General features: G+C 61.1%; 10 protein-coding genes and 1 tRNA gene. 10 read left to right on the top strand and 1 reads right to left on the bottom strand.

Features of this window, described 5'->3' with window-relative positions; genetic code table 11:
* Nucleotides 1-19: 19 nt before the first annotated feature.
* From FHX06_RS02185 to FHX06_RS02165, 5 genes are all read left to right on the top strand, one after another.
* Complete coding sequence (locus FHX06_RS02185; protein ID WP_183877917.1) at nt 20-1,129, top strand: endonuclease/exonuclease/phosphatase family protein; 1,110 nt, start codon at nt 20-22, stop codon at nt 1,127-1,129.
* Complete coding sequence (locus tag FHX06_RS02180; protein WP_183877915.1) at nt 1,126-1,860, top strand: NUDIX hydrolase; 735 nt, start codon at nt 1,126-1,128, stop codon at nt 1,858-1,860. The genes FHX06_RS02185 and FHX06_RS02180 overlap by 4 nt, the downstream gene beginning before the upstream one ends.
* 62 nt (nt 1,861-1,922) lie before the next feature.
* The gene (locus tag FHX06_RS02175; protein WP_112546799.1) at nt 1,923-2,834 is read left to right on the top strand and encodes a PhzF family phenazine biosynthesis protein; all 912 of its coding nucleotides are present in this window, start codon (nt 1,923-1,925) and stop codon (nt 2,832-2,834) included.
* A 127-nt stretch (nt 2,835-2,961) separates the two neighbouring features.
* Nucleotides 2,962-3,037: transfer RNA gene (locus FHX06_RS02170), tRNA-Lys, on the top strand.
* A gap of 226 nt (nt 3,038-3,263) precedes the next feature.
* A complete protein-coding gene (locus FHX06_RS02165) occupies nt 3,264-3,917 on the top strand; it encodes a DUF1442 domain-containing protein (RefSeq protein ID WP_183877913.1) in 654 nt (217 codons plus the stop codon).
* A 15-nt stretch (nt 3,918-3,932) separates the two neighbouring features.
* Here FHX06_RS02165 and FHX06_RS02160 read toward each other — a convergent pair whose 3' ends face one another.
* Nucleotides 3,933-4,622 carry a methyltransferase family protein gene (locus FHX06_RS02160; protein WP_183877911.1) on the bottom strand — a complete coding sequence of 230 codons (690 nt, stop codon included), beginning with the start codon at nt 4,620-4,622 and terminating at the stop codon, nt 3,933-3,935.
* Between the two features lie 189 nt (nt 4,623-4,811).
* Between FHX06_RS02160 and FHX06_RS02155 the strand changes: the two genes are divergently transcribed.
* The 5 genes from FHX06_RS02155 to FHX06_RS02135 all read left to right on the top strand — a co-directional run bounded on the left by FHX06_RS02155 (nt 4,812) and on the right by FHX06_RS02135 (nt 12,126).
* A complete protein-coding gene (locus FHX06_RS02155) occupies nt 4,812-5,891 on the top strand; it encodes a glycosyltransferase family 2 protein (protein WP_112969323.1) in 1,080 nt (359 codons plus the stop codon).
* A 161-nt stretch (nt 5,892-6,052) separates the two neighbouring features.
* On the top strand, nt 6,053-7,498 hold the full coding sequence (locus FHX06_RS02150) for an MFS transporter (protein ID WP_183877909.1): 1,446 nt from the start codon (nt 6,053-6,055) through the stop codon (nt 7,496-7,498).
* Between the two features lie 275 nt (nt 7,499-7,773).
* Nucleotides 7,774-8,823: a sensor histidine kinase gene (locus FHX06_RS02145; protein ID WP_018114385.1), complete on the top strand. Its 1,050-nt coding sequence runs from the start codon at nt 7,774-7,776 to the stop codon at nt 8,821-8,823.
* A gap of 21 nt (nt 8,824-8,844) precedes the next feature.
* The gene (locus FHX06_RS02140) at nt 8,845-9,402 is read left to right on the top strand and encodes a DUF924 family protein (RefSeq protein WP_183877907.1); all 558 of its coding nucleotides are present in this window, start codon (nt 8,845-8,847) and stop codon (nt 9,400-9,402) included.
* Nucleotides 9,403-9,492: 90 nt separating this feature from the next.
* A complete protein-coding gene (locus FHX06_RS02135) occupies nt 9,493-12,126 on the top strand; it encodes a mechanosensitive ion channel family protein (RefSeq protein WP_183877905.1) in 2,634 nt (877 codons plus the stop codon).
* Nucleotides 12,127-12,160: the final 34 nt, after the last annotated feature.

The following is a 12,160-nucleotide window of genomic DNA, read 5'->3' as shown; positions in this document are numbered from 1 at the left end:
TTCCAACCGGGAATGCCCGATGTCGCTTCGCCTTGCCACTTTCAATGTCGAAAACCTGATGACGCGCTTCGATTTCACAGGTTATCGCAACCAGCTCCGGCAGGACCGCGTCATCAAACTGTTCGAGGTCAACAACGAGGGCGTCTACCAGCAGCTGGAGCAGGCGCGGGTGATCGCATCGACCGACGATACCAGGCAGATGACGGCGCTCGCCATTGCCGATGCTGATGCCGATATTCTCTGCCTGCAGGAAATCGACAACATGGCGGCACTTCAGGCCTTCGAATACGGCTATCTCTACCGCATGGTCGGCAATGGCTACCGGCAGAAATACTTGGTCGAGGGCAATGACAGCCGCGGCATCGATGTAGCGGTGCTGATGCGCGAGGAAACGCGCGACGGGCAGAAGATCGAGCTCAGGGACATCAAGAGCCACGCGATGGCTACCTATCGTGATTTCGATCTCTTCGACGAGGAGATCGGCAAGACCAATCGGCTCGACGACAAGATCTTCAAGCGCGACTGCCTGGAACTGGATTTGAGGATCGGCGGTGTGCCGATGACGCTCTATGTCGTGCATTTCAAATCGATGGGCAATCCGCGCGACGGGCTGGACGGGCGGCAATCGACCCTGCCGATCCGCCGGGCGGAGGCGCGCGCCGTTCGCCGTATCATCGAGCACAGATTCGGCGCAGGCCATACGGCGAAAAAGAACTTCGTCATCTGCGGCGACATGAACGACTATCAGGAGCGGGTCGATGTCATCGGCCGGCGCGGGACAGGATACCGGTTCGAGCATCGGGACGAGGCCGAGAGCGCGCTTGATGTCTTCAGCCAGGATGGATTTGCCGAAAATGTCGTGCGCCGCCGCGAGCCGCTCGACCGCTGGACACTCTATCATTCGCGCGGGCCGGAGGAGCAGTGGCTCTGCCAGCTCGATTATCTCTGGCTGTCGCCGGCACTTGCTGCCGCGAATGCGAAGCGCATCCCCGAAATCATTCGCCACGGACAGCCCTACCGCACCATCTTCCCGCCGGGGCAGGAGGTGGAGCGCTACCCGCGCGCCGGGTGGGACAGGCCGAAGGCGTCCGACCATTGCCCCGTCGTCATGACACTGGACCTCATATGACACCAAATTTTTCAGAAGACCTTTCAGCCTTTCCGCCGGAACAGACGGTTTTTCCGATCGCCGGCACCAACCTGCGTGTGCTCGACGGCGATCATCCGCTGCTCATTGCCAACAGGTCGGCGATCCGCGAGAACTGGGAGCGGGAAATTGCCGCCAATCCGGCGCTTTTCGATGGCCGCATGGTATTGCAGCACCGGTTGAAGCTCTCCGAAGAAGGAATTTCGAGCGAGGCTCATACCGTTCCTTTCTCGACCTTCATGTGGTGGCGCAGGCAGCCGGATCGGAAGGGGGCCATCCATCTCTTCGCCTATCCCGTGCTGGAATCATCCGACGGCGCGCTGGTCGCGATTCGCATGGGGGCGCATACGGCCAATCCCGGCCAGGTCTATTTTGCAGCCGGTTCGCTGGAGCCCGAAGATATCGTCGACGGGCGCTGTGATATCGACAGCAACATGGCCCGCGAGGTGATGGAGGAGACGGGTCTCGATCTCTCGGATGCGGTTGCGGGCGAGGGGCTCTATGCCGGTCACGTCAGACGCTCGGTCTCGATTTTCAAGCTGTTTCGCTTCGACATGACGGCCGACGAGATGGTCGATTTCATTGGCAGGCATATGCTGGTCGCCGACGACAAGGAAATATCCGGCGCTGTCGCAATTCGTTCCGCCGATCCGGCAGCGCAGCCTTACAACGTCGCCATGCTTCCAATCATCGACTGGTATTTCAACAGGTAATCTTGCACTCAGGCGTACGGTCGGGCAGGTTGGCGCTTCGATGACCATCCAGGGAGGCCGATGTGGCGTTAAGCTACAGCGTCTATGACGTGTTCACCGACACCAAGCTTGCCGGCAATCCGCTGGCCGTGATCTTCGATGGAGGGGGACTCGGGGACGAGGCGATGCAGGCTATTGCCCGCGAAACCAATCTCTCCGAGACGGTGTTCGTGCAGCCTGCGGATAATCCCGCCTATACGGCGCGCATCCGCATCTTCACGCCCGGCCGCGAACTGCCTTTTGCCGGCCATCCCACCGTTGGCACGGCGATCGCGCTGGCGGAGCGGGCACACGGGGCCGCCGCCCTCGACCTCGTTTCGGTGCTCGAAGAAAATGTCGGCCCGGTGCGCTGTGCCGTCAGGCTCAGGGACGGGGAGGCGAGCTTTGCCGAATTCGACCTGCCGCGCAAATCCCAGCAGATACCGCTGCCGCTCGACAGGCTCGGCATCGCCGATGCGCTGTCCTTGAAGACCACCGAGATCGGCTTCGAGAATCACGTGCCGTCGATCTGGAGCGCCGGCGTTCCCTTCCTGATGGTGCCGGTCCACGACGTTGGCGCAGCGGAGCGGCTGGAGTTCGATCCGCAGCTTTGGGAAAAGACCGTGCCCTTCGTCGATGGCGCTCTCGCCTCGGCCTATATTTATTGCCGCGGCGGCGTGAACCATGTCGCCAAGTTCCATGCCCGCATGTTTGCAAGCGGCATGGGCATTTCAGAGGACCCGGCCACCGGTTCGGCAGCCGCCGCTCTCTCCGGCGCGATCAACCATTTCGACCGGCTGACGGACGGGCATCATCCGATCCTCATCGAGCAGGGCGTGGAGATGGGCCGCCCCTCCTTCATCCACCTGCATATGGATATCGAAGGCGGGACGATTTCGAACGCCCGGATCGGCGGTCAGGCGGTGCGGATTGCAACCGGCACTCTCGACCTTTGATTTCATTGGATTTCCGGCCCCTGACAAAAAAACTTTGCAATTAACCAAAGAATTTTCGACAGGGCGCTAGACAAGCCGGACGATCCTATTTATATGCCCCGTCACACCGCGCAGCCAAGCACGGTACGGGTGATTAGCTCAGTTGGTAGAGCAGCTGACTCTTAATCAGCGGGTCGTAGGTTCGAGCCCTACATCACCCACCAAATTCTCCTTCAAAGAGAACAGAATCCAGAAACAAAGCCTTTGATATCAAAGGCTTGCTGGCTTTTTCTGTTTTTCTAAATCCGCCGCCTCTTTTTGCGGGAATCAGCGGTTTCCGCTTTCCAAACATTCTGCCCTTGCCCGAAGACGCCCCCGGTATTTAACTCGCTGGAGCGAAGTCCTTGCTGCGGCAATTACCGTCGCAAGCCTATCCCTGGAGGAATGGCAATGAGCGATGACATACAGAACAATGTCGGCGCATATCGGCTGGATGAGAAGGTGCTCAATGTGCTCGGTGCCTATCACCAGCGGATCGACGAGGAGCGCGGCACACCGCGCCAGGAGGCGCCGGGCGGACGCGACGGCGGGCAGGATCAGCGGATGCGGGCGGTCGGTCCGGAGACAGGGCGATTCCTCAATATTCTCGTCCGAAGCCTGACGGCGCCGACCATTCTCGAGCTTGGCACTTCCTTCGGCTATTCCGGCATCTGGCTCGCGGAAGCTGCGCGGGCGACCGGCGGGCGGCTGATCACCATGGAAGTGCATGGCTATAAATCCGCCCATGCGCAGACGATGGCAGAGAAGGCCGGGCTCGCCGAACATATCGATTTCCGGGTGGGCGATGCGGTCGCGATGATCCGCGAATTGCGGGGCAAGGTGGATTTCGTGCTCGTCGACCTCTGGAAGGATCTCTACCTGCCGTGCCTAGAGGCCTTCTATCCGAAGCTCAATACGGGCGCGATCATCGTTGCCGACAACATGATTTATCCGGTGACTGAAGATGTGAAGATCTATGCCCGGGCCATCAGGACCAAGCCGGGGATCACCAGCGTGCTGCTGCCGGTCGGATCGGGGCTGGAGGTCAGCCGCTACGAGCCCTGAGTCTCAGGCGGATTTTCACCAGAGGCCGGGAAACAGCCGGTATTTCACCTTGCGGCAATAATCTTCATAACCGGGCAGGTCCCGGCGCAGATGCTTTTCTTCGTCCAGGAGCCGCAGGATCAGGCCGATGAAGATCAATGGCACGATAACGAGCCCCCACAGGGAGGAGAGGGCCAACGGAATGCCGGATGCGAGCGGCAGGACGGCGGCATACATCGGGTGGCGCACGAGGGCGTAAGGGCCGGTGGAGATGACCTTCTGGTCCTCCGATACCTGGATCGTGGCGGAGGCAAAGGTGTTTTCCCTGAGGACGAACACGACGAACAGGAAGCCTGCCGAGATCAGCAGATTGCCGAGAATGACTGCCCAAGCCGGAACGATCGACCAGCCGAAGCGGTAGTCGAGCGCCGAAACCAGGATGAGGGCGATCATGACGACGCTGGTGAAGAGTTGGATGCGCTTCTGCACCGGTTCCGTCTCGGCGGCAGGGCCGGCGCGCATGCGCTTTTCCAGGAGTGCCGGGTCCCGATAATAGAAATAGGCCGATGAGCCGGCCGACCAGGCGGCGAAATTGAAGAAGAACAGCCAGCCCTGCCAATAGGCGAGCGTGCCTGCCGCCAGGAAGACCATGACGGCGAGGGCGACGAGAAACTTGGCATTGGCTTCGGCGGCCCTGCGGCCGAGATCGGGTGCTGCATCCTGCATGACGCCTCCTTGCGCTTATGCCGCGCAATTCAGTTTGTGGCTCTGCCTTTAGAATCTGCAAAGCAGACGCATGATATCAAGTCATTGCCGGAGGTGCAGGTTGCGACCATCAGGCCAGGGGCGCGCTGCCTCTGCGCCTTCAGGTGATTGGTCATGCTGCCCTGCGGGGAGCAAGGAGGTTCGGTGGATATGGGCAAATCCGTTGATGGTGCCGAGACGAAGACGAAGCTTTCCATCGTCGCACCCTGCTACAACGAGGCCGAGGGACTGAAAGAGTTCTGCCGGCGGGCGAGGGCGGCTGCGCAGGCTGTTGCCGGCCAATCTTTCGAGATCATCCTCGTCGACGACGGATCCAGCGACGATACCTGGGGCGTGATATCGCAGCTTGCGGCAGGCATTCCGCAAGTACTCGGCGTCAAGCTCCTGCGCAATCACGGCCATCAGCTCGCGGCGACCTCGGGCCTTGCGGTGGCGCGCGGCGAGCGCGTGCTGCTTATCGATGCCGATTTGCAGGATCCGCCGGAATTGCTTTCCCAGATGATGGCGATCATGGATCAGGGCGCCGACGTTGTTTACGGGCAGCGCAGCGAGCGCAAGGGCGAGACGAAGTTCAAGCTCATCACCGCCTCCGTCTTCTACCGGCTGCTGACGCGGCTTACCTCCATCTCGATCCCGCAGGACACCGGCGATTTCCGGCTGATGAAGGCGCGCATCGTGCATATCCTCCTCAACATGCCGGAACGGCACCGCTTCATCCGGGGAATGGTGAGCTGGATCGGCGGCAGGCAGGTGGCGCTGCGGTATACGCGCGATGCCCGCTATGCCGGCTCGACGAAATATCCGCTGAAGAAGATGATCCGCTTCGCCATCGATGCGATCACCAGCTTCTCGATCATTCCGCTGCGCATCAGCGCGTGGATGGGGCTGATATCGGCGGTGTTTGCGGTCGGGCTCCTGGTCTATACGCTCGTGCAATGGTTCGAGGGCAATGTCATCACCGGCTGGTCGAGCATCATGGCGGCCATTTCGGCCCTGAGCGCCATCCAGTTGATCGCGCTCGGCACGCTCGGCGAATATGTCGGCCGCCTCGTGCAGGAGCACAAGCGCCGGCCGATGTTCATGATCGACTGCGTGGTGCAGGGCGAAGTAACGTCTGAATTGGCCGACAACTTTTCCGAACTCGACACGGCCAGCCGCAGGTCGGAACTCGGCAAGCTTCCGGCAGCAATCGTAACTGCAAAGCCGATTGAAACTGCCGTCGGCGGCTGATGCCGAATTGTTGCCGCACGGGGCGACAAAAATATTGGCCCTCGCGGGATTTTTCCTTTCCGATCCCGGATAAGGGGCGTATCCAGATCGGGTATCCCTCCGCGCGGCCTGCCTGTCGGTTTCCCGCCTTTTCTCCCGTAATCCGGAATTCGCACAGATCGATGACTGCAGTTCAGACGAGTGAGAAGACAGATGAGGCGTTCGGCGCCCGTCAGGCCAAGATCGTAGCGCTGGTCGTTGCCGTTTCATTCTTCATGCAGATTCTCGACGGCACGATCGTCACCACGTCGCTGCCGCAGATGGCGGCGAGTTTCGGCGTGCAGCCGGTCGCTATGAGCATCGGCATAACCGTCTATATGCTGACGACGGCGGCCTTCATTCCGCTTTCAGGCTGGCTGGGCGACCGGTTTGGGGCGCGACGCGTCTTTCTCACGTCCATTGCCGTTTTTACTGTGGCATCGCTGTTCTGCGGCCTGTCGGGAAGCCTCACCGAATTCGTCATTGCGCGTGCGGTGCAGGGCGTAGGCAGTGCGCTGATGACGCCGGTCGGGCGTATCATCGTGCTCAAGAACGCCCGCAAGTCCGAGCTGGTGCAGGCGATCGCGCTGATCACCTGGCCGGCGCTGACGGCGCCCGTCGTCGGCCCGGTACTCGGCAGCTTCATCACCACCTATGCCAGCTGGCACTGGAACTTCCTGATCAATATCCCGATCGGCATGATCGGCATCGCGCTGGTGCTGCGCTTCGTGCCGGAGCAGCGTGAAGAGAGTGTCGGGCCGCTCGATGTAAAGGGCTTTTTCCTGAGTGCGGCCGGCCTGACCCTGCTGCTTGCCGGGCTCGAACTATCGGTCAAATGGGAGGGCGGCTTACTGCCGCTCATCGTGCTGCTTGGCGCCGGTATCGTGTTTTCCGTCATGGCGACGCGGCATTTCCGGCGGGTCGACAATCCGCTGCTCGACCTCGCCGCCTTCAGGGTGCAGACCTTCTCGATGACGACGCTTTCGGCGGGCACGGCCTGCCGCACGGCGATCAATGCGACGCCGTTCCTGCTGCCGCTGCTCTTCCAGCTGGGTTTTGGCCTGAGCTCGATTGCTGCCGGCACCTATCTCCTGGTCTATTTCCTCGGCAATCTCGGCATGAAGACGGTGACGACGCCGCTCTTGCGGCTTTTCGGCTTCCGTAACGTGCTCTTCTTCAACGGCGTCATTGCTGCCGGCTCGATCATTGGCTGCGGCTTTCTCACGCCTGATACTCCTGAGGTCGTCATTTCGGCTCTGCTCCTCGTTGCCGGGCTTTCCCGGTCGATGGAGTTTACGGCGCTCAACACGCTGTCCTTTGCCGATATCGGCCCGTCGCAGAGAAGTTCGGCTTCGACACTGTCGAGCATGCTGCAGCAGATTTCCATGCTGCTCGGTGTTGCCGTTGCGGCCGCCGTGCTCAACACTTCCTCCGGGCTTCGCGGTGCCGCCGGCCCTGCACTTGGCGATTTCCGCTGGGCGTTCTTCGTGGTCGGCATGATCGGCTTTTTGTCTTGCCTGCGGTTCCTGCAGCTTTCTGCCGACGCGGGTGCCGAAGTTTCGCACCACCGCCGCTTTCAAAAAAGCTGATCTGTGGGCGGAACCATTTGCCTCTCCTTGCGTTTAGAACCTGGTTTTCAGTATTCGTGTTCGCAATTTTTTTAGAGGGGCTTCCGGCTGCAGCCGGGGCAGGGGTCGACATTCCCGATGGCATTTTCCTTCGATCCGTCTGGCATCAGGCGTCACATCATACCAAAGGCTAGGTGCTGTTTACGCGCGCCTGTCGATGCAATACGACAGTCACATGCAGAACGACTCGGCGGCCTCACAGCCGGTATTGCTGCGGGAAAACGCCCGGAGGCAGAATGAGCGAGTCCAATACGGATGCTGCAATCCGTATCCTTTATATCGATGATGACGAGGCGCTGGCGCTGCTGATGCAGAAGAACCTCGGCCGTCGCGGCTTTACGCTCGAATGGGCAAGCGACGGGACAACGGGCCTTGAGCGGCTCGCCAAAGGGGGCATCGATGCAGTCGTTCTCGATCATTTCCTGAAAGCCGAAACCGGCCTCGAAATCCTGCCGCGCATCATGGCGCTGCCCGATCATCCGCCTGTCATCTACGCCACCGGCTCCGGCGATACGAGCATTGCGGTTGCAGCCCTGAAGGCTGGCGCGGACGACTATGTGCTGAAAGGCATTTCGCCCGATTATTTCGATCTTCTGGCTGCGGCGCTGGAACAGGGGCTTGAGCGGGCGCGCTTCCGCCGCGATACGGCGCAGGCGCAGGAGGTGATCCGCCAGCAGCGCGATCATGCCGAAATGCTGCTTGCCGAAGTCAATCACCGCATTGCCAACAGCCTCGGCCTCGTCGGCGCCCTGATCCGGATGCAGTCCTCCATGACCAAGGATCAGGTGGCGGTCGATGCGCTGCAGGAAACGCAGATGCGCATCAACGCAATCGCCAGCGTTCACCGCCGCCTCTACACCAACCGGCAGGTCGGCACAGTGCAGGTGGATGAATACCTGAGCAGCCTTCTGACCGAGCTCGAGACCTCGATACGCGACGACAAGCGGCCGCACCGCGTGGTGCTGACCGCCCAGCCGGTCAATCTCTCAACCGACAAGGTCATCACGCTCGGCCTGATCGTCAGCGAACTCGTCACCAATGCCTTTAAATATGCCTATCCGGATGGCAGCTCGGGCGAGATCAATGTTATCGTCGAGCAGGATAGCGATGTGCTGAAAGTGACCGTCGAGGATGGCGGCCAGGGCTTTGATCCCTCCGGCCCGGCGAAGGGAACCGGCCTCGGGTCGAAAATCCTGACTGCAATGGCCGGCAGCCTGAAATCCGAACTTGTCTACGATCCGGAGCATCGCGGCACGAGGGCGATACTGGTCTTTTCCATAGGCTGACCTGACGCCTGGGGAGGCATCATGAACACGGATATCGTCTGCACGCCTGACGAAGTCTACGATTTCTGGTTCGTTCGCTGCAGCCGGAAGGAATGGTTCGGCTCGACCGCCGAACTGGACGAGGAGATCCGGGCCCGGTTCCGCGCAACCCACCTGTCGCTTGCTCGGAGCGTTACCGAGGAATGGCGCTCCACCCCGGAAGGCCGGCTTGCGGCCGTGATCGTGCTCGACCAGTTTCCGCGCAATATCTACCGGGCGACACCGCTTGCCTTTTCGACCGACGGACTGGCGTTGCGCGAGGCGAAGATGGCGCTTGCCGTCGGCGCCGACCACGCCCTCGAGGGCATCCAGCGGACCTTCTTCTACATGCCGTTCGAACATGCGGAAGACCTCGTCGAGCAGGATCGTTCGGTCGTGCTTTTCACCGCACTCGGCGACGAGGAGTTTCGCGACTATGCGCTTCGCCACCGGGACGTGATCGCGACATATGGGCGTTTTCCGCATCGCAACGCTATCGTCGGACGGGAGTCGAGCGAGGCCGAACTGGCGTATCTGGCGCTTCCCGGTTCCGGTTTCTGAGCCATTACCTTGGAATTCCGCCTTTCTGTCGCCTTTCTTTCCTATAAGAAGCGGTCAATTACCTCTGATACGAATCCACCCGGGGGCTTCTTGCGCTTGACACATTGGCTGTTTCGCACCGTTCTTCTGCTGTCGCTGGCTGTTGCCGGCCTGCACCTCGATGGAAAGGCCGTCTTCGCGCAGGCCCCTCAGCCGGCGGCCGAGGCACAGACGCAGTCCGCTCCGGCCCAGACAGCTCCAAGCCAGGCAGCTCCAGGCCAGGCGCCGCCAGCTCCGGCGGCCGCAACAGAGCCGCCCCTTGCCAACGGCGCACTCGATCAGGCGCTGAAGGATATCGACAAGGCGAAGAACCAGCTTGTCTCGCTGCAGGACCGCGTCAAGCAGAATGCCGACAATGACGATGCTCTCGTGGAGCTTGCCGGCCAGACGGATGAACTCGGCCGCGGCGTTATCGCGACATCCGTCAGCCTGCGCCCGCGTTTCGACCAGATCAAGAGCCGCCTGACCGAACTTGGCGAGCCGCCGAAGGACGGCCAGCCGCCGGAAGCGCAGATCGTCACCGACGAGCGCAATGCGCTGACGGCGGAACGCTCGCAGATCAATGCCGTCACGGGTGACGCGGAGAATCTGTCGATCGCGATCACCAAGCTTTCCAACGTGATCACGGCGACGCGGCGCCAGCTCTTTGCCGATACGCTGTTCCGGCGCACCGAAATTTCCGCCTCCGTCATCGACGATGCGGTCGGTGCGTTCGTTGATGAGGCGGGCGAGTTTTTGCAGACGCTTTCGAGCTGGATTACCTTCGTCTGGAAATTCAAGAGCCTGCAGCTGTTTGCAGCGATCTTCCTGTCGCTCGCGACGGCCCTTATCCTGCTTTCCGGCGGTTACCGGCTTTTCGGCCAGTATCTGCGGCGTGATCTCCATGTCGAGGAACCCTCCTATATCAGCCGCCTTTCCTTTGCCTTCTGGTCGACGCTGATCCGCACGGCTTCGCTGGATGTGCTGCTGGTGACGTCGCTGATCTTCCTCGACGGCTTCAATGTGCTGAGAAGCGATATCACGCCTGTGATCGGCGCGCTTTTCGGCTCGATCGGCCTCGTCTATTTCGTCGGCCGTTTCGTCAACGCGGTCTTTGCGCCGAATGATCCGTCCTGGCGTCTGGTGCGCCTTTCCAATCTCGGCGCCCGCTCGGTCGGCTACTGCCTGATCGCCATGGCCGTCGTCAACGCGCTCGATTATCTCTTCGGCGCCATCGGCGAGGCGATGGGATCGCCGTTGGTTCTGACGGTCGTACGCAGCCTGCTTGCGGCGCTGATCATCGGCCTCATCCTGATTGCCGTTTCCTTCGGCAAGCCGATGCTGGCGAAGAATGGCGATCCCGATGCGCCGGGCCGTCACTGGCCGCGCGGCATGGCGATCCTGCTGCGTGTTTTCGGTGCAGGCCTCATCCTTGCAGCGCTCTCGGGCTATGTGGGCTTGGCGCGGTTCGTCGCCACGCAGCTCATCATCACCAGTGCCATCATCGTCACCACCTATATCGGCCTGCTGCTCGGCAAGGCGATCTCGCGGCAAGACAATTTCGCCGATACATTCCTCGGGCGCTTCCTGCAGACCCGCTTCAAGCTTGGCGACGTTGCGATCGATCAGGTGGGGCTGGTTGTCGGCCTCCTGATCTACGCCGTGGCACTCCTGACAGGCATTCCGCTCATCCTGCTGCTCTGGGGCTTCCATGTGCAGGATCTGCAGCTGCTTGCCTACCGGCTATTCACAGAGGTGCGGCTCGGCGGCATCAGCATTTCGCTGCTCGGCATCTTCACGGGCATCCTGCTCTTTGCCGGCGGTTATCTCGCGACGCGCTGGGTGCAGAAATGGCTCGACAGCAATGTCATGGCGCGCAGCCATGTCGATCTGGGCGTGCGCAATTCCGTCAAGACCGGCATCGGCTATCTCGGCGTAGGCCTGGCGGCGATCTTCGGCGTTTCGGCTGCCGGCATCGACCTTTCGAACCTTGCGCTCGTTGCTTCGGCACTCTCGGTCGGTATCGGTTTCGGCCTGCAGAATATCGTGTCGAACTTCGTTTCAGGCCTGATCCTGCTGGTCGAGCGCCCCTTCAAGGTGGGCGACCATGTCGTTTCGGGCACCGCCGAAGGCATCGTCAAGCGCATCTCGGTGCGCGCCACCGAAATCGAGACCTTCCGCAAGCAGTCGATCATCGTGCCGAACTCGGATCTGATCAACGGGCTCGTCGGCAACTGGACGCATCGCAACAAGCTCGGCCGTTCGGAAATCCCGGTTTCCGTGAGCTACGAGGCCGATCCGCGCAAGGTGATGGATATTCTGCTGGAGCTGACAGCCGCCGTGCCGTTGATCCTGCGCAATCCCGAGCCCCATGTGGAGTTCCTGCGCTTTGGACCTTATTCGCTGGATTTCGAGCTGCGCTTCTTCCTGGCCGATATGGGCGACGGGCTGACGGTGCGCAACAATCTGAGGATCGAGATCCTCAGGCGCTTCAAGGCGGAGGGCATCGAGATCCCGTTGCCGCAGAGCGATCTGACCATTCACCGGCAGGCAAATGCGGAGGCGGAGAAGGTGCTCGTCCAAAAGCCCGATGAGCCCGAAGAGGCCGCGGCTGAAGACGAGGTCAAGGATATAGAAACGGTAGAAGACGAGCGGCCGGTGCGCCAATTGCGCAGCAAGACGGCGGACGGCAAGCTCAAAGGCTGAACGGGCCATTCAGCGCTCATTCACGGGTTTTGCG

The organism is Rhizobium sp. BK512 (genome assembly GCF_014194915.1).
Taxonomy (GTDB): domain Bacteria; phylum Pseudomonadota; class Alphaproteobacteria; order Rhizobiales; family Rhizobiaceae; genus Rhizobium.
Note: the sequence above shows the minus strand (reverse complement) of the source record. Positions and strands in the feature narration are given on the sequence as shown.